The organism is Actinomadura syzygii (assembly GCF_008085905.1).
GTDB lineage: Bacteria > Actinomycetota > Actinomycetes > Streptosporangiales > Streptosporangiaceae > Spirillospora > Spirillospora syzygii.
Window position 1 is genome coordinate 438,271 of record NZ_VSFF01000005.1, and the last position, 17,163, is coordinate 455,433.

Sequence of the window (17,163 nt, forward strand, 5' to 3'; positions counted from 1 at the left end):
CTCACGGGCGGGTGTCGGCCTTGGCGAAGGGGAACTCGCGTTCGACGCAGCCCCGGCGGGACGTGTCGTCCGGGTAGCGCGCCTCGTCCCCGCACTGGGCGGCCTTGCTCAGCAGCCAGAAAAGGACGCCCGCGCCTATCGCGAGGGCCAGGAACGAGCAGACGACGCCCACCAGCGCGGGACGGCGGTCAGCGTCCCGGCGAACGAGGCAGACCGTCCCCAGAACGAGCCCGCCGAGCGCCGGGACCATGCCCGCGAAACAGAGCAGGAGCCCGGCCAGACCGGCGATCCCGAGCACCTGCGAGGTCCTGGCCAGAGCGCTCCGCCGGGGCGGTGCGGGCGGCGAGTACGTCTGGTACCCCGGCAGCGTCATGCGGTTCCCACCTTTCTGGGGACGCCCCCCAGACCCCCGAGGCGGAGGACGCATGATCCTCGCTTCGCTCCGGTCATGCGTCCTCCACGTGTCGGTCACCAGATTCCCCCGCCCTACGTGATGCCCATGCTTCACAGGCGTAAAGGTCGGTTAAGGAGATGCCACCGATCGGAGCAGGTGAACCGGGCAACTAGACTGGCTGGCGTGCCTCTCCGTGACGGTCGACTGAGCCACGACATCGATCCCTCCGACCGCCCCCCGCAGGACGCGTGCGGGGTGTTCGGCGTCTGGGTCCCAGCGGACCAGGCGTCCAGGGCCGAGGTGAGCAAGCTCACCTACTACGGCCTGTACGCGCTCCAACACAGGGGGCAGGAGTCGGCGGGCATCGCCGTCAGCGACGGCTCCCGCATCGTCGTCTTCAAGGACATGGGCCTCGTCGCCCAGGTCTTCGACGAATCCGTCCTGAACACCCTGCGCGGCCACATCGCGGTGGGCCACTGCCGCTACTCCACGACGGGCTCGCCCACGTGGGAGAACGCGCAGCCCACGTTCCGGTCGTCGGACGCGGGCGGGCTGGCGCTCGTCCACAACGGCAACCTGATCAACACCCCGGAGCTGGCCGCGCGGCTGGCGCCCGGCGTGCTGACCGCGACGACCGACACCGAGGTCCTGACGGCCCTGCTCGCCACCAGCGGCGACGGCGGGCCCCTGGCCGCGGCGCGCGAGATCCTGCCCGCCACCCGCGGCGCGTACTCGCTGGTCTTCATGGACGAGGGAACGCTCTACGCCGCCCGCGACCCGGAGGGCATCCGCCCCCTCGTCCTCGGCGCGCTGGAGGACCGCGGCTGGGTCGTGGCGTCCGAGACCGCCGGGCTGGACATCGTCGGCGCCCGGTTCGTCCGCGAGATCGAGCCCGGCGAGATGGTCGCGATCGACGGCGACGGGGTGCGGTCCGAGCGGTTCGCCGAGGCCCGCCCCAAGGGCTGCCTGTTCGAGTACGTCTACCTGGCCCGTCCCGACACGACCATCGCCGGACGCAGCGTCCAGGCGACCCGCGTGGAGGTCGGCCGCCGCCTCGCCCGCGAGCACCCGGTCGAGGCCGACATGGTCATCCCGACGCCCGAGTCGGGCACCCCGGCCGCGATCGGCTACGCCGAGGCGTCCGGCATCCCCTACGGGCAGGGCCTGGTCAAGAACTCCTACGTCGGGCGGACGTTCATCCAGCCGTCCCAGACGATCCGCCAGCTCGGCATCCGCCTCAAGCTCAACCCGCTGCGCGAGGCGATCGAGGGCAAGCGGCTGGTCGTCGTGGACGACTCGATCGTCCGCGGCAACACCCAGCGCGCCATCGTCGGCATGCTGCGGGACGCGGGCGCCGCCGAGGTCCACGTCCGGATCTCCAGCCCGCCCGTCTCCTGGCCGTGCTTCTACGGCATCGACTTCGCCACCCGCGCCGAGCTGATCGCGGGCAACCTCTCGGTGGAGGAGATCCGCGACTCCATCGGCGCCGACTCGCTCGGCTACATCTCCCTGGACGAGCTCATCTCCGCCTCGCACATCGCCAAGGACAACCTCTGCCGGGCCTGCTTCGACGGCGTCTACCCCATCCCGGTGGAAGAGGCCGCCCGCGGCAAGCACCTCCTGGAGGTCGGCCGGTGACGTCCTACGAGGACGCCGGGGTCGACATCGGGGCGGGCGAGCGCGCCGTCGAGCTGATGAAGTCCCGGGTGGCCCGGTCACGCCGTCCCGAGGTCGTGGACGACGTCAGCGGCTTCGCGGGCCTCTTCGACGCCTCCGCCTTCCTGCGCTACAAGCGTCCCCTGCTCGCGACGTCCACCGACGGGGTCGGGACCAAGGTCGACCTGGCCCGGCGCCTCGGCGTCTACGACACGATCGGGCACGACCTGGTCGGCATGGTCGTCGACGACCTCGCCGTGTGCGGCGCCGAACCGCTGTTCATGACCGACTACATCGCCTGCGGCAAGGTCGTCCCGGAACGGATCGCCGACATCGTCGGCGGCGTCGCGGACGCCTGCGCCCTGGCCGGATGCGCCCTCGTCGGCGGCGAGACCGCCGAGCACCCCGGCCTGCTGGAGGCCGACGAGTTCGACCTGGCGGGCGCCGGGACGGGCGTCGTCGAAGCGGACGCCGTGCTGGGCCCCGACCGGGTCCGCCCAGGGGACGCCGTCATCGCGCTGGGGTCTTCTGGCATCCACTCCAACGGGTACTCACTCGTCCGCCACATCCTCGCCACCACGGACCTCACCCTCGACTCACGTCCCAGCGAGCTCGACCGGACGCTGGGCGAGGAGCTGCTCACCCCGACGCGCATCTACGCCCAGGACTGCCTGGCCCTGGTGAACGAGGGCGGAGTGCGCGCTTTCGCCCACATCACGGGCGGCGGCCTGACCGCGAACCTGGCCCGTTCCCTGCCGCCCACCGCGGACGCGGTGCTGAACCGCTCGTCCTGGGAGGTCCCGGCGCTGTTCCGCGTCCTGCAGGCGAACGGCGACGTCCCCTGGCCCGAGATGGACAAGACCTTCAACCTGGGCGTGGGGATGGTCGCCGTAGTGGCCCCCGAAGCCGCCGACGCGGCCCTCCGCCTCCTGGCGGCCCGAGGCGTCCCCGCATGGCCACTGGGCGAGATCACGACCGGCACAGGACAGGCGGCCTACGCCTGACGCCCCCCGAAAACGCCCCTCAGAGCCACGCTGAGCCCCCCACGGCCCCCAACGGCCACACGGTGTAACCCATGGCGCCAACGCCCAGCGAAAACGCCCCTCAGCCGCGAACACCACCGACCAGCAATGACGATCACAACAGCGAGGCGCGAAGAACCCGGCCGGTGCTCAAAACGACTCACGAACAACAACCACGCCAGGCGAGGTTTCAGACACCTCAGCCACGGCTCACGTGTGTTTCAGAGACCTCAGCCACGGTTCACGTGTTCCGGGACCTCAGCCACAGGTCACGTGTTGGGGGCCTCCGGCGCCCCAGCGCCGGAGGCCCCCAACACGCCGGACGGCGGGGCGTTTCCCAAGCCGCGAACGCGGTCTTGGGAAACGCCCCGCCGTCCGTAACGGGGGTTCCAGGGGGTCGCCCCCCTGGGTAGATCAAGAGGTCCCGTCTTTGCGGTCCTCCGTGCCGTAGTCATCGGCGTAGTCGGCGTACTTCTCGGCGAGCTCGTCGTAGGAGTCGTCGCCAGACTCGCTGACTCCCAGTTCGCTCTTCAGGCGGTCGAGGTCCGTGTTGCCGCTGTTGTACTTGAGCTGTCGGGCAACCTTTACCTGCTTGGCCTTGGCTCGGCCGCGACCCATTGGCTCGACCCCCTCGATGGTCAGGGCTTTCGTGGGCCCATCAACGCGCGCGTGTACCACACGAACCGGTGCCTGATGAGCCATGCGTCAGTCACGAGTACAACCGTACCCGTTTTGCGCCCGGCTCGGTACATAGACGGAACGTGGCGGCGCCCTTGTTGCTGATGGCGACAGTGTATCCGGTGGTCACGGGTAGGTGCCAAAGGCCGCCATGGGGACGTTCCCACGGCGGCCGTTCGGCGGTCCGAACACGCGAATGTTCAGATTCCAGGGGTTAGAGGAGGATCGTTCGGAGCCTTCCGACTTCGGTCATCCGCCGCTCCGCGAGCCGGTCGGCGGCGACCGCCGGGGGGACGCCCTCGTCGTCGGCAAGCGCGAAGATCTTCCGCGTGGTGTCGTAGATGCCGGTCGCGCGCGCCTTGGCACGGTCGAAGTTGAAGCCTCCGATCTCGTCCGCGACCTGGATGACGCCACCGGAGTTGACGACGTAGTCGGGCGCGTACAGCACGTCACGGTCGGCGAGGCTCTTCTCCACGCCGGTGTGGGCGAGCTGGTTGTTGGCTGCTCCGCAGACCACCTTCGCCTTGAGGGCGGGCACCGTGTCGTCGTTGAGGGAACCTCCGAGCGCGCAGGGCGCGTACACGTCGAGGTCGGTTCGGACGATCGCGTCGGTGTCCGCGACGACCTCGACCTCGGGGTGCGCGGCGCGGACCCGTTCGACGGCGGCTTCGCTCACGTCGCAGATCACGACGTCCGCGCCGTCCTTGATGAGGTGCTCCACCAGGCGGTGGCCGACCTTCCCGACGCCCTCTACCCCTACCCGCCGACCACGGAGCGTGGGATGGCCCCAAACCGTCTCGGCCGCCGCGCGCATGCCCTGGAAAACGCCGAAAGCGGTGAGGATGGACGAGTCGCCCGCGCCGCCGTGCGCGACCGTCCGTCCGGTTACGTACGTTGACTCGCGGGCGATGACGTCCATGTCCTCGCTGAACGTGCCGACGTCGCACGCGGTGTAGTACCGGCCGTTCAGGGACTGGACGAACCGTCCGTACGCCCTCAGCATCGCCTCGTTCTTGTCGACGGACGGGTCGCCGATGATGACGGCCTTGCCCCCGCCCAGGTCGAGCCCGGCGAGGGCGGTCTTGTACGCCATGCCCCTGGACAGGTTCAGCACGTCCGTCAGGGCCTCGTCCTCCGAGGCGTAGGGGAAGAAGCGGGTGCCTCCCAGGGACGGGCCGAGCGCGGTGGAGTAGATGGCGATGATGGCGCGCAGGCCGCTGGCCTCGTCCTGGCAGAAGACGACCTGCTCGTGGTTCCCGAAACGCGATGTCCCGGGGGATTCAGCGGGGTCGCCCCCCTGGGTGGCGTGTTCGGCGCCCTTGTGGGGCGTCCCGAAGACATTAGGCACGGTAGTGCCCTCCTCTCTGTCTCTAAGATCAGCCTAGGACGCGGGATAGCAGCGCGCTTGGGTGAATCTCATGTCACGATGCGATGGTGCTTCCGTACGCCGCGTACCTACGGGTTTATGAACCGGTGACCGCCTTCCCGGAGCCCGCGCGGACCCTGTGGACGGTCTACGCCGACTCCAGGCGGCGCCCGCGGCGGATCCACGCGCTCGGGGTCGAGCACCGCGACGCCGCACGCAGGCTGACCGCCTCGCCGGCCGAGGCGGTGCCGGAGCGGGAGAGCCGGGACGCGTACGTCCGCCGCCTCGACGACATGGTCTACGTGTGCCCGTGGGAGACGCGGCTCCGCTCCTGGCTGGCCTTCGAGCGGTTCCGGGACATGCACGCCGCGGACGTCGCGGCCGCGTTCGTCCCGCCGCCTGCGGCGGAGCGGGCGACGGCCGAGTTCGAGCGGTGGAAGCGGTCCGGGCGGACGCTGCGCCCGCACATCCTGACGAGCACCTGGCACATCCCGCTGGACTGGTTCGTCCCGTTCACGCGCGGTGAGCGGTGCCTGATGCTCGGCACGCCGGGCACCGGGTACCGCCGGTCGGACGAGGCGCCCGAGCAACACGCCGAACCGCCCGTCCCAGGTCAGGGCCCCGCGACGGCGGCGCCCGCGCGTACCCTCATCTACGTCACCTCGATGGGCGAGGCGCGGCGGCGGGTGTCGGCGGCGCTGCCGGTGGTCCGCGAGCACCTCGGCGACGGGACGGGCGACGTGTACCTCCTGTCGGCGGGGCGACTGGACACGCTCGGTCGCTGGCTGGAGGTGTTCCATCCGAGGTCGCTCGTGGAGCTCGACTACGGAGGGCTCGTCCACCTGCTGGACGACCGGTCCCTCAGCGCGGACGAGTCGGTCGCCGAGATGACCGTGGCCCTGACCGGGATGGAGCGCGGTGAGGTCGAGCTGACCGTCGCGATGTACAAACGACTCCTCGCCCGATGGCGCCCCGTACGGGCGCTGGAGGCCGCGAACTAAAACAAATTTCCCGAATCCGCGCGCGATACGACTATACGTGTCGCTAGAATCACGCAGCGTGACCCACTCGCCGCCGGAGACGCGCCGCTCCCCGCACACCGGGGGATGTTTGCACGCAACTACCGCCAGGAACTTGCTTGTTGCGCTGAGTGGTGGCAAGGTTACACGTTGTGATGTCATAGTGGCTCTTTCGGGCCATAGGGGACATCAGTGACCGCGCGAGGATCAATCGCAGGATCGCTGTCATCGGTCCACGGAGGAGAGGCCGCAAACATGTCAGCACGTACGCCAGAGGCTGAGCCCCTGCTGACGCCGGCGGAGGTGGCGACGATGTTCCGCGTCGACCCCAAGACCGTCACGCGGTGGGCGAAGGCGGGGAAGCTCACGTCCATCCGTACGCTCGGCGGGCACCGCCGCTACCGCGAGGCGGAGGTCCGGGCCCTGCTAGCGGGAATCCCGCAGCAGCGCTCGGAGTGACCGCTGCCGTGCTCTGCGCGGCGGCCGCGGCCGGAGCCGGCTGAGACCGGCGGCCGGGGCCGGCGATGACGTGGGGGGACGGCTGCCGCAGGCGTTGCTGCAGCCGTGCACGTTCGCGTCGCCCTTGGTGCGGGCCTGAGAGCGTTCCGCACCAAGGGCGGCCCGTGTTCGCACTGGTCGCGCTCAGACTCGATCGTTCGCGCGCGCCGCTCGCCGCGCTCACCCGGGGGGAGCGTTCACGCACCGTGATCGCGCCGCGCTCGTCGCGGCGCGTCAGGGAGCCGCTGCGGGGAGTCCGAAGGCCCCGCTGACATGCACGGAATTTGGGACACGAGTGACTTTTTGTCCACATGAGGACAGGGCCTGAGCAGGCCGACGCGGAGTCCAAAATTGGATAAAGCGTCCAAACAGTGACCTGCGGCGGGCGGGTCCGGGCTCAGCCCATCTCCTCGTGGGCGAGGCGGTCGAAGAGCTCGCCCGTGCCCGGGTCGTGCCGTCCGGCGGCGTGGAACATGACCACCAGATGGTCGACGAGCAGGGCCTCCAGCTGCGGACGGGTCACATCGCGGTTGTCCAGCCAGTCCAGCCCGGCCGTCTCGACGGCGGCCATCCATGAGCGGAGCGTGATGCGCAGGACGGGCGACGGGGTCACGACGTCCAGCGAGTGGAGGATGCGGTCGAGCAGCAACTGGCGGATGCCGTCGACGATCTCGCCGACCTCGCCCGAGCGGTCGGCGGGCCCGCCGCGCAGCAGCGCGGTGTAGCCGGCGGCGTGGCTCTCCACGAAGTCGAAGTAGCGGCTCAGCGAGATGCGCAGCCGGTCCAGCGGCTTGCCCTCGGTCGGCGGCTCCAGCAGCACGGACAGCTGTTTCGCGGCGCTGCCGAGCGCGGCGAGGTACAGCTCGTACTTGCCGCCGAAGTAGTGGTAGACCAGCGCGCGGGACGCCCCGGCCGCCGCGGCGACGTCGTCGATCGAGATGTCCTCGGGCGAGCGCGTGCTGAACAGCTGCAGCGCCGCCTCGATCAGCTCGTCCCGCCGTTCGTCGACGCTGAGCCTGCGACGTGCGCGTCCGCCGCTCTGCCGGCCTCGCGCCTTGCCGGCCACCGCTCGATCACCCACCCGGGAAGCGTATCCGAGCCGGGGACCCCGAGACCCTCCGGCAACGTGCGGACCGGGCTTTTCACCGGCTCGTGATCAACATTCGGCGGGCCTGTGATCCGGAACACCACAGCCCCGAACCACCATTGTCGGATGCCCGTTACTCGCTGTTGCGGCAGTTTGGGGGGAAGGCGCGGCATCATGGCATCTCCTCCCGAGCGGAGGACGGTCCGCGCGAGACTCCCACCGCGCGTGTCGTCGCGGCAGGTCCTGCAGGTCCCCCTGGACGGAGTGCCATGTCAGCTGATGAAGCGAATCCCCCGCACGACAGGCGGGGCGAGGGTGCGGTCCCCCGGCCGCGCAGCGAGCCCTCTCCCGCCGCACGCGACGAGGGGAGGGCCGTGCCAGCGCCGAAACCGACCATCCGCAACGTCGCGGAGCGTGCCGGCGTCTCCAAGTCGCTCGTCTCACTGGTGATGCGGGGGTCACCTCATGTGAGCGAACGCCGAAGGCAGGCCGTCCTCCAGGCCGCCAGGGAACTCGGCTACCGTCCGAACGCCGTGGCGCGGAGCCTCGTCGAAGGGCGCACCCGGCTGATCGGCGCGATCGTCGCCGACCTGCACAACCCGTTCTTCGCCGAGTTCCTCGACGGGTTGCAGGAGAGCCTGCACGGCGCGGGCCTGCGGATGCTGGTCGGCAGCGGCCGCTGGGACCCGCTGTTCGAGGCCGAGGCGGTCGAGGCGTTCCTGGAGATGCGCGTCGACGGGCTGGTGCTGCTGAGCGTCGTCCCCGAGTCGCTGAAGGAGGCGGCGGCGAGCGTCCCGGTCGTGGTCGTCGGCGAACGCGACGTGGTCGGCGTCGACATCGTGGTGGACGACGACGAGCTCGGCGCGAGCCTCGCCGTCGACCATCTCGTCGAGCTCGGCCATCGCCGCATCGCGCACATCGAGGGCGCGCGCTCGACCACGGCGCGTTACCGCCGCGCCGGATACGAGAAGGCGATGCGGCGGCACGGGCTGGCCGAGGAGATCATCGTCGAGGCCGGCGACTTCACCGAGGACGGCGGCTACCGCGCCGCGGGCGCGCTGCTGCGCCGCGACCGGCGGCCGACCGCGATCTTCGCGCCGAACGACCTGGTCGCGACCGGCGCGCTGTCGGCCGCGGACGAGCTGGAGATGCGCGTCCCGGTCGACCTGTCGATCGTCGGCTACGACAACACCCATCTCGCCGCCATTCGGCACATCTCGCTGACCAGCGTCGACCAGCCCCGCCGCGACATGGGGCGGGTGGCCGCCGAGATGCTGACCGCGCGCATCGGCGACCCGGCCCGCGCGGCGCGGCAGAACCTCGTCGTCCCGCACCTGGTGGTGCGTTCGACGACGGGCCCGGCTCCCGAGTTGTGAGCGGGCGGCCCCCGGCCGCCGTGACGTCCCCCCGCCTCGATGTTCGCTCCCGTCTCAGTGCTTTCGTCACCGGTGCCGTTCCGGCGTGCCCGGACGTCCGCGCCCGCCAGTTCCCCGAACGGGTGTGGGCGCGGTAAGGGGCCGGTCAAGACTGCCGGATTCCCCGGCCGGTGGCGGCCCCCCGGCGGGTTAATGGGGACTCCACCGTCCGGCGGGCGGATCCGGGTGGCCTCGGGGGGAGGCCGCCCGGCCGGGGACCCCGCCGGACGGAGACCGGGAGAGACCACCAGGGGGCAGCTCGTGCGTGATCCGGAACTGGTGTCGTGCGCGCAGCGCGCGGCGAGCGAATTGGAGCGCGCGTGGTCGGAATGGCGGCACGCGCGCGGCCTGGCCGAAGAGGTCGCCGAGTCCGTCGCCAGCTATGTGGCCCACTCGATCGACCATCCCTGGGGGCGTCCGCGCGTGGTCCTCGGCCTGGACGCCGACGAGGCGCGCGCCCTCGCCGCGCTGCTCGGCAAGGACGACCCGCTCGGCTGAGCGCGTTCCTTCCCCGCGGGGCGGGGCGGACCGGTTTCGCGGACTTCGTTTGACGAACCTGCGGCGGCGTGCAGACTGTCAGGGTCGGTAACGGCGACGTCACGGAGGATGCGGCCGGTGCGAATCCATCGAGGCGGCCTCGCGGTCGCCTGTCTCGCGCTGTGCCTCGGCGCCCTGACCGCCTGCAACGAGTCGGGCGACCCGGCGGGCGGAGCCGAGGCGGCCGACCCGCCCGCGGCGTCCACAGCGCCTCCCGGCTCTCCGGGCACGGGCGGGAGGAACGGGAAGAAGGGGACCGGCGGGTCCCGCGCGCTGGCCGGGAAGGTGATCGTCATCGACCCGGGGCACAACGGCGGGAACGCGTCCCATCCGTCCGAGATCGGGAAGCAGGTCCGGATCGGGAACGGCACCAAGGAGTGCGACACGACCGGGACCGAGACCCGGGACGGCTACGCCGAGCACGCCTTCACCTGGGACGTGTCCAACCGCCTCGCGAAGCTGCTGCGCGCGCAGGGCGCCAAGGTCACGCTGACGCGCCCGGACGACAAGGGCGTCGGCCCCTGCATCACCGAGCGCGCGGCGGTCGGCAACCGGCTGAAGGCGAACGCGGCCGTGTCGATCCACGCGGACGGGGCGTCGCCGTCCGGGCACGGCTTCCACATCATCGAGCCGGTCGCGGTCGGCAAGAACAGCGGGATGGTCGCGGGCTCGGCGAAGCTCGGCAAGGCGCTGCGCGACGCCTACCACCAGGGCACCGGCATCCCGTACTCGAACTACCTGGGCGAGAACGCCATCGACCGGCGGGACGACCTCGGCGGGCTGAACCTGTCGACCGTCCCGAAGGTCTTCATCGAGTGCGGCAACATGCAGAACAGGGCGGACGCGGCCAAGCTCGCCAGCGCGCCGTTCCGGCAGCGGATCGCCGAGTCGCTCGCCGGCGGATTCACGGCCTACCTCGGCTGACCGCCGGGCGGGCGGACCCGGTGAGCGGGCAGGATGGGCGGGTGCCCGATCTTCTCCGTGTTCGCGAGCTGCTGACCGACGCCGGATACACCGTGGCGGGGGTGCGGGAGCTGCTCGGGCCCGTCGCGGGCGGCGCGCTCGCGCGGGACGAGATCGTCCCGGCCCTGCGGGCGACGCGCGGCGGTTCGCCGCTGGAGGCGCTCACGCGCCTGTTCTGGCTCCAGGTCCCGGTGGACGCGGCATCGCTCAAGATGGACGCGCTCCTGGACGCGGGCCTGGTGGAGGGGGCGGGCGGGGAGCTGCGGGCGCGGCTGCGCGTCGAGCCGCTGGAGTCGGTGGACGGGGACGGGCACGCCGGGTACGCCGTGTCCGATCTGAAGATCAGGCCGGGGTCCGGGCGCGTCCCGGCGGGCGATCATGTGGTGGGGACGGGCGGCGCGTCCGCGAACCTCGCGCGACTCGCAATCCACAGGGCTGTGGATAACGTGCTCGACGTCGGGACGGGCTGCGGCGTCCAGGCGGTGCACCTCGCGGCCCGGAATCCCGGCGCGCGGATCACCGCCACGGACGTCAATCCGCGTGCTCTCGACCTCGCCGCGATGAGCCTCGCGCTGTCCGGCGAGGGGGCGCCTCCGGAGTTCATCGAGGGGTCGCTGCTGGAGCCCGTCCAGGGCCGCCGGTTCGACCTGATCGTGTCGAATCCGCCCTTCGTCGTCGCGCCGCCGGACGGCCGCCGGTTCACCTACCGGGAGTCCGGTCTGCCGGGCGACGAGTTCTGCCGCCGCCTCGTCGCGGCGGCGCCCGCCCACCTGAACGAGGGCGGATACTGCCAGCTCCTGGCCAATTGGCTGCATGTCGACGGCGTCCCCTGGGACGAGCGGCTCGCCTCCTGGACAGACGGCTGCGACGCCTGGATCGTCCAGCGGGACGTCCAGGATCCGGCCGAGTACGCCGAGTTGTGGCTGCGCGATTCCTGCGAGGCGGGCACACCCGAATACCGCGCCCGGTACGACGCGTGGCTCGACCACTTCGAGCGGCAGGGCGTCACGGGGATCGGGTTCGGGTGGATCACGCTTCGGCGGAGCGAGAGTCCGGTCGTCCGGGTCGAGGAACTGCGGCACGCGGTCGAGCAACCCGTCGGCGGGTACGTCTGCGACGTGCTCGACGGCTTCGCCTCGGCGGCAGAGTTTTCCACAGGCTGTGGACGGCCGTTGGCCGCCGCGCCGGGGCTCGCCCAGGAGCAGATCGGCCCGCCCGGCGCCGAGGACCCGGAGCGGATCGTGCTGCGCCAGACCGGACGGCTCCGCCGCGCCGCCGACGTCGGGACGGTCGCGGCCGCGCTCGCGGGCGTCTGCGACGGCGCGCTGCCGCTCGACCCGCTGCTCGCCGCGATCGCGCAGCTCACCGGCATGGCCGAGGACGAGGTCAGGGCGCACGCCGACACCGTCCTGCCCGAACTGATCGCGGACGGCTTCTTCAGCTAACGCGGCGGCGGGCGTCGTCCAGGGTGCGGAACGCGCTGGCGCGCAGGCGGCGCGACAGGCCCCGGTTGACGCGGTGCGCCCACAGCGGCCCGCCGTACAGCATGCCGGTGTAGCCCTGGACGAGCGTCGCTCCCGCCCGGACCCGCTCCCACACGTCGTCGGCCGTCTCGACGCCGCCGACCGAGATCAGCGTGAGCCGTCCGCCGGTGCGTGCGCGCAGGCGGCGCAGGACGTCCAGCGACCGCTCCTTCAGCGGCGCGCCGGACAGCCCGCCGGTCTCCTTGACCAGGGCGGGCGGGCTGAGCAGGGCGTCCCGGCCGATGGTGGTGTTGGTGGCGATGACGCCGTCCAGGCCGAGGTCGAGGGCGAGGTCGGCGACGGCGTCGATGTCGTCGTCCGCGAGGTCCGGCGCGATCTTGACGAGCAGCGGGACCCGCCGCGCCGACGTCCGGTCGGCGGCCTCCCGCACCGCGCTCAGCAGCGGGCGCAGATGCTCCACGGCCTGGAGGTTTCGCAGGCCGGGGGTGTTGGGGGAGCTGACGTTGACGACCAGGTAGTCGGCGTACGGGGCGAGGCGCTCGGCGCTCGCGACGTAGTCGGCGGCGGCCTCGGCCTCCGGGACGACCTTCGTCTTTCCGATGTTGACGCCGACGATCGTGCCGGGCCGCCGGTCGCGCAGCCGCCGCGCGGCGGCCTCCGATCCGGCGTTGTTGAAGCCCATCCGGTTGACGACCGCCCTGTCCGGGACGAGCCGGAACAGGCGGGGCAGCGGGTTGCCGGGCTGCGGGCGCCCGGTGACCGTCCCGATCTCGACGTGGCCGAACCCGAACGCGCCGAGCGCCTCGTAGGCGACGGCGTCCTTGTCGAACCCGGCGGCGAGCCCGAGCGGGGACGGGAAGTCGATCCCGAGCGCGTGCACGGCCAGCCCCGGGTCGCGGGGCGCGAACAGCCGCCGCAGCAGCGGCACCGCCCCCGGCACGGACTGGATCAGGCGCAACGTGCGCAACGTCAGGTGATGGGCGGTCTCCGCGGGGACGCGGGTGATGACCAGTGAGAACAGGAGTCGATACATCGCCCCGCGATTATCTCAGCCGCCGTCGCGGGCGGGCGGTCAGCGTCCCCGGAAGGCGCGGCGGAGCTGGAGACGGACGTCGCGGACGGCGTCCCGCATGGTGCGGCTCGCTGCCCGGACGGGGTCGCGCACGGTCACCCGCCACGTCGCGCGGACGCCGCATCCGAGGGGACGGAGCACGGTCGTCCCGACCCAGCGCGCCGGTGCGACGACCAGGACCCGCACGGGGACGACGACGAACGTCCGCCACAGCCAGCCCAGCAGGCGCGCCGCGAGCCGCCACGTCCCTCGGGCGCCCGCGAGGACGGGAGACAGGAGGTACCGCCAGACCGTCCGGGCCGGGATGACGATAAGGACGCGGGCCAGCCAGCCGAAGAACCGTCCGAGCTGCCGCCCCGACCAGCCGATGCCCGCCCCCAGCGCGAGGGCGAACGCGCCGAGCGCGCGCAGCGTCGGCCCCAGGACGTACCGCCACAGGAACGACGCGGGCAGGACGACGAGCACACCGAACACGAGCGCGATCCCGGCGAAGAGGAACCCGAGCCCGCGGCCGGTAACGGCCAGCAGCCACCGGAGCGGCCGGACAATCAGGAAACCCGCGAGCCGGCCGAGCCCGCGCCCGACGAGCGCGAGGAACGTTCCGATCGGGACGAGCAGCACGCGGTAGAACCAGCGCAGGAAACCGAGGACCACGACGACGGCCAGCCACCGCACCGGCCGGACGACGAGCAGCGACAGGACCGCGCCGATCCCGCGCAGCACGGCGCCGAGCAGGCGTCCGACCGGGGCGAGCAGTCCGGTGCGGATGCCCCGCGCGACCAGCCTCACCAGGTCGTAGACGACCCGTAGCGGCAACACCACGATCAGGGCGACGATCCGCGCGGGCACCACGATCCACGCGGGCCCGGCCGACGTGCGTTCCGGTGGCTGCTTGCTCCGCCTGACCGGATTCTGCGCGGACGGCTCGTCGCCGATGCCCACCATTGCGCCCGCCTTTCTGAGGCCGCCCCACCGGCGCCGGTGGAACGGATCATGCCTCTGACCCCGGCCGCGACTGGGTGGTTCCGGGCGGTTGAACCCGTTCCGAGGGGATCACCGTACTGCTCCTCGATCAGGGCGAGCGGTGCGGCGGCTCGACCCGATCGCCGTGCGGGACCTGGAACCGGAGCTGGGACGCAGACGACATGGAGGACATCCACGATGAGATTCCCGCGCTGGGCGATACCCGCCGCGGCCGCCCTGACCGCGTCGGGGCTGGTGCTCACCGCGTGCGGGCAGGAGAACGCCGGAAAGCGGCAGAACGCCGCGGCCACGCAGACCCAGCCGCAGGCGGACCCGTCGGCCGATCCGTCCGAGTCGCCCGCTCCCGAGCCCGAACCCACGACGCTTGAGGTCGCGAGCATCACCAGGCTCGGCAAGGTCGTCACCGACGGGACCGGCATGACGCTCTACCGGTTCGACAACGACACGGCCCGTCCGCCCGCGTCCACCTGCGCGGACGCCTGCGCGAAGGCGTGGCCGCCGGTCGAGGCTGGCGGCGGCGACACGCAGGTGAAGGGCGTCGAGCAGTCGCTCGTCGGCAAGGTGAAGCGGGCGGACGGCCAGTGGCAGGTCACGCTCGGCGGCTGGCCGCTCTACCGCTTCGCCAAGGACAAGTCGCCCGGCGACGTGAAGGGCCAGGGCGTCGGCGGGACCTGGTTCGCCGCCGCCCCCACCGGCAAGAAGGCCGCCGCCGTGAAACCGGCCACGGACAACCGCTGGAAGGGCTGGACGATCGTCAAGGCCCGCAAAGACCCGAAGCTCGGCCTGATCCTCACCGACGGCCAGGGCCGGACGCTCTACCGCTTCGACAAGGACACCGACAAGCCGCCGACCACGAACTGCTTCGGCGCGTGCAAGAAGGCGTGGCCCCCGGCCGTCTTCACCGGCTGGAAGAAGCTCAAGCTGGAAGGCGTCCCGCGCGGGCTGGTCAACTTCATCGAGCGCAAGGACGATGGCAAGTGCCAGCTCACCGTCAACGGCTGGCCCATGTACTACTACGCGAAGGACGGCCGGCCCGGCGACGTGAAGGGCCAGGGCGTCGGCGGCGTCTGGTGGGCCACCACGCCGTCCGGCAAACGCGCCATGGGCACGGGCGGCGGAGGCGGCGGCGGGTACGGCGGAGGTTACTGACCGCGCTTTGACCGCCCACACAGGCGAAGGCGCGGAGGAGTCGCGGGTCGGTCGGGGTCCGCGAACCCTCCGCGCCTTCTTCTATTTTTCCGCGCCATTTTCGTTTCGCTCGCTTGAGGTCATTTAGGGCTGCGTATATGAGCCCGCACAATCGTGGAACGTGCCACCATTAAGATCAATATTGCGCATTGAATTGCCGCCGGATGAAAGTGCGGTGATTGGAACTCCTTGCGGCGGGAGCCGCTCTCACCCTGAGCATCGCGGTTTACTCGGGCGGATTCGGGATACTCCATGGTTTCCGAGTGATGCTTTGCCGGGACGGATGGGTCGGGTGGTTCCAGTGGGAGCGATGTCACCTACGGGTTGGTTTACAGTTGCCGATCACTCTCCGGAACTCGACAGTCACTCGAACCGGTGATCTGATGGGGAGCGGAACCGCTGAGGACGCGGCCCACCGGAGCGTCGCACCCGAGGTGGCGCTTTCGGGAGGTCCGATGGTGGAGTCGGCCGGGCGGAACAGGCGAACCGCGCGAGCCGGACGTCGGCGCGCCGGGCCGGGCCCGGTGGCCGCCGCTCTCGTCCTGTTGGCGAGTGGGCTCGTGGCTTGTGGTGGTGGGGGTGGTGTCCCCACGCTGAGCTGGTACGTCAATCCGGACGACGGTGGTCAGGCCAAGCTCGCCACCGCCTGCTCGAAGGCGTCCGGCGGCAGGTACAAGATCTCGACCTCGGTGCTGCCGCAGGACGCGACGCAGCAGCGGGAGCAGCTCGTCCGGCGGCTGGCCGCCAAGGATTCCGGGATCGACATCATGAGCCTCGACCCGGTGTTCGTCGCCGAGGCCGCGAACGCCGGGTTCCTGCGCCCGTTCCCCGCGAATCAGGCGAAACAGTTCACCGAAGGCGTCTTCCCGGCCGCCGTGGAGAACTCGACCTGGGACGGACGCCTGTACGCGGCACCGTTCTGGGCGGGCACGCAGCTCCTCTGGTACCGGAAGTCCGTCGCGAAGAAGGCCGGTGTCGACCCGGCCGCGCCCGGCTTCACCTGGGACCAGATGATCGACGCGGCCGTCCGGACGGGCACCACGGTCGGCGTCCAGGGCAACAAGTACGAGGGCTACATGGTGTGGATCAACGCCCTCGTCGAGTCCGCGGGCGGGCAGATCATCGGCGCCGCGCAGAAGGGCGACGACGCCGCGATCGAGATCGGCTCCCCGGCCGGGAGGCAGGCCGCGACGATCGTCTCGAAGCTGGCGCGCTCGAAGGCCGCGAGCCCGAGCCTGTCCACCGACGACGAGGAGCGGGCCCGGTTCCTGCTGAACGGCTCGCGCGGCGGCTTCATGGTCAACTGGGGCTACGTCTGGCGGGCCGAGAAGGGCGACGCCGAGTCCGGGGTGATTCCGAAGACCATTCCGTCCGACCTCGGGTGGGCGCGATATCCGCGGGTGAGCGCTGGGCAGCCGAGCAAGCCGCCGTTCGGCGGCATCGAACTCGGTATCGGCGCGTACGGGAAATACAAGAACACCCTCGCCGTGGACGCCGTCAAGTGCCTCACGTCCACCCCGAACATGAAGCGGTACATGATCGACTCGGGTAACCCGGCGGCCCGCGCGGTCGTCTACGACGACCCGGAGATCAAGAAGGAGTTCCCGATGGCCGGGCTGATCAGGGACTCGATCAACGCTGCGGCGCCGCGTCCGATCACGCCGTACTACGGGGACGTGTCCGGCGCCGTGCAGAGCCGGTGGCACCCGCCCGCGTCGGTGGACCCGGCGACGACGCCGGGCCGGTCCGCGACGTTCATCCGCCAGGTCCTGCACGACCAGGCGCTGCTCTGAAGGGACG

Annotated in this window: 16 protein-coding genes; 10 read left to right on the forward strand and 6 right to left on the reverse strand. The window is 71.4% G+C overall.

Annotated elements, in window-relative coordinates:
• Position 1 precedes the first annotated feature (1 nt).
• On the reverse strand, positions 2-373 hold the full coding sequence (locus FXF65_RS14620; RefSeq protein ID WP_148350443.1) for a hypothetical protein: 372 nt from the start codon (positions 371-373) through the stop codon (positions 2-4).
• A 204-nt stretch (positions 374-577) separates the two neighbouring features.
• Here FXF65_RS14620 and purF point away from each other — a divergent pair, with 204 nt between their 5' ends.
• A complete protein-coding gene (gene purF / locus FXF65_RS14625; protein WP_148350444.1) occupies positions 578-2,032 on the forward strand; it encodes an amidophosphoribosyltransferase in 1,455 nt (484 codons plus the stop codon).
• Positions 2,029-3,054: a phosphoribosylformylglycinamidine cyclo-ligase gene (gene purM, locus FXF65_RS14630; protein ID WP_148350445.1), complete on the forward strand. Its 1,026-nt coding sequence runs from the start codon at positions 2,029-2,031 to the stop codon at positions 3,052-3,054. The genes purF and purM overlap by 4 nt, the downstream gene beginning before the upstream one ends.
• 432 nt (positions 3,055-3,486) lie before the next feature.
• Here purM and FXF65_RS14635 read toward each other — a convergent pair whose 3' ends face one another.
• Both FXF65_RS14635 and FXF65_RS14640 read right to left on the reverse strand, forming a co-directional pair.
• On the reverse strand, positions 3,487-3,690 hold the full coding sequence (locus FXF65_RS14635; protein ID WP_148350647.1) for a DUF3073 domain-containing protein: 204 nt from the start codon (positions 3,688-3,690) through the stop codon (positions 3,487-3,489).
• A gap of 274 nt (positions 3,691-3,964) precedes the next feature.
• Positions 3,965-5,098, reverse strand: a complete 1,134-nt coding sequence (locus FXF65_RS14640) for a Leu/Phe/Val dehydrogenase (RefSeq protein ID WP_148350446.1) — start codon at positions 5,096-5,098, stop codon at positions 3,965-3,967.
• A gap of 83 nt (positions 5,099-5,181) precedes the next feature.
• On the opposite strand from FXF65_RS14640, the gene FXF65_RS14645 reads away from it, so the two are divergent.
• On the forward strand, positions 5,182-6,117 hold the full coding sequence (locus tag FXF65_RS14645) for a DUF8083 family protein (RefSeq protein WP_483902922.1): 936 nt from the start codon (positions 5,182-5,184) through the stop codon (positions 6,115-6,117).
• A gap of 273 nt (positions 6,118-6,390) precedes the next feature.
• A complete protein-coding gene (bldC, locus tag FXF65_RS14650; protein ID WP_012850682.1) occupies positions 6,391-6,594 on the forward strand; it encodes a developmental transcriptional regulator BldC in 204 nt (67 codons plus the stop codon).
• Positions 6,595-7,030: 436 nt separating this feature from the next.
• On the opposite strand, the gene FXF65_RS14655 is transcribed toward bldC, so the two are convergent.
• A complete protein-coding gene (locus FXF65_RS14655; RefSeq protein WP_148350447.1) occupies positions 7,031-7,714 on the reverse strand; it encodes a TetR/AcrR family transcriptional regulator in 684 nt (227 codons plus the stop codon).
• 380 nt (positions 7,715-8,094) lie between these two features.
• Between FXF65_RS14655 and FXF65_RS14660 the strand changes: the two genes are divergently transcribed.
• From FXF65_RS14660 to FXF65_RS14675, 4 genes are all read left to right on the forward strand, one after another.
• Positions 8,095-9,096: a LacI family DNA-binding transcriptional regulator gene (locus FXF65_RS14660; RefSeq protein ID WP_148350448.1), complete on the forward strand. Its 1,002-nt coding sequence runs from the start codon at positions 8,095-8,097 to the stop codon at positions 9,094-9,096.
• 300 nt (positions 9,097-9,396) lie between these two features.
• Positions 9,397-9,633 carry a hypothetical protein gene (locus FXF65_RS14665; RefSeq protein WP_148350449.1) on the forward strand — a complete coding sequence of 79 codons (237 nt, stop codon included), beginning with the start codon at positions 9,397-9,399 and terminating at the stop codon, positions 9,631-9,633.
• A gap of 108 nt (positions 9,634-9,741) precedes the next feature.
• On the forward strand, positions 9,742-10,596 hold the full coding sequence (locus FXF65_RS14670) for an N-acetylmuramoyl-L-alanine amidase (RefSeq protein WP_148350450.1): 855 nt from the start codon (positions 9,742-9,744) through the stop codon (positions 10,594-10,596).
• 41 nt (positions 10,597-10,637) lie between these two features.
• A complete protein-coding gene (locus FXF65_RS14675; RefSeq protein ID WP_187412291.1) occupies positions 10,638-12,080 on the forward strand; it encodes a DUF7059 domain-containing protein in 1,443 nt (480 codons plus the stop codon).
• Here FXF65_RS14675 and FXF65_RS14680 read toward each other — a convergent pair.
• Together FXF65_RS14680 and FXF65_RS14685 are read right to left on the reverse strand one after the other, a co-directional pair.
• Positions 12,073-13,152 (reverse strand): quinone-dependent dihydroorotate dehydrogenase, encoded by a 1,080-nt coding sequence (locus FXF65_RS14680; protein ID WP_148350452.1) that lies wholly within the window; start codon positions 13,150-13,152, stop codon positions 12,073-12,075. The two genes, FXF65_RS14675 and FXF65_RS14680, sit on opposite strands and share 8 nt — an antisense overlap.
• Before the next feature lie 39 nt (positions 13,153-13,191).
• Complete coding sequence (locus FXF65_RS14685; RefSeq protein ID WP_148350453.1) at positions 13,192-14,136, reverse strand: hypothetical protein; 945 nt, start codon at positions 14,134-14,136, stop codon at positions 13,192-13,194.
• Positions 14,137-14,352: 216 nt separating this feature from the next.
• Between FXF65_RS14685 and FXF65_RS14690 the strand changes: the two genes are divergently transcribed.
• Both FXF65_RS14690 and FXF65_RS14695 read left to right on the forward strand, forming a co-directional pair.
• Positions 14,353-15,324: a hypothetical protein gene (locus FXF65_RS14690; protein ID WP_148350454.1), complete on the forward strand. Its 972-nt coding sequence runs from the start codon at positions 14,353-14,355 to the stop codon at positions 15,322-15,324.
• 494 nt (positions 15,325-15,818) lie between these two features.
• Positions 15,819-17,156 (forward strand): extracellular solute-binding protein, encoded by a 1,338-nt coding sequence (locus tag FXF65_RS14695; protein WP_148350455.1) that lies wholly within the window; start codon positions 15,819-15,821, stop codon positions 17,154-17,156.
• Positions 17,157-17,163 lie beyond the last annotated feature (7 nt).